Annotated in this window: 1 pseudogene; it reads left to right on the forward strand. The window is 40.6% G+C overall.

Features of this window, described 5'->3' with window-relative positions:
• Positions 1-376: pseudogene (locus IQR33_RS30180) on the forward strand (arylsulfatase); the annotation flags it as partial.
• Between the last annotated feature and the right edge of the window lie 217 nt (positions 377-593).

Genomic DNA, 593 nt, shown 5'->3' on the forward strand with positions numbered 1-593 from the left:
TCTGCTGACTGGTAAAGCTGATGAAGGCGCACGCAAAGAAATCTTTTACTTCGATGCTGGTGGTAATTTAAACGCCGTTCGTTATAAAGACTGGAAGATCCACTTCAGTATTATGGAGGGTGCCATTAATGAGGCATACCGCAAAACACCTAGTTGGCCTTTGATTGTAAACCTTCGTATGGATCCATTTGAGGTCGGTCCAGATGCAGCACTTTACGTCAGACATTTTTACGCTGATCAAATGTGGATGTTCGTTCCTGCTCAAGCTATCGTGCGTAAGTTCCTAGAGACATTTAAGGAGTTCCCTGCAACGAAAGGTAGCTCGTTAAGTATTGAAAAAGTGGTAGAAACAATGACACAGCAACCTAGAAACTAGACCCTAGGTATCGAAGCTATTGTGGAATTAACTAAGGCCTCAATTGTGAGGCCTTTTATTTCGTTGCAATTGTTTGGTTGCAGCAAGTTATGGTCAAACAAAGATTATCATTTAGTGCTCTCTTTAAACACTTGATTCCAATCTTGTTTCATATCGACAAATAGCCAACCTTGCTCTTCACCTACTTTAAACGATTTATCTAACTTACCAACATGAG

Origin of the sequence: Vibrio sp. OPT46, from assembly GCF_015163535.1 — a bacterium.
Lineage (GTDB): Bacteria > Pseudomonadota > Gammaproteobacteria > Enterobacterales > Vibrionaceae > Vibrio > Vibrio alginolyticus.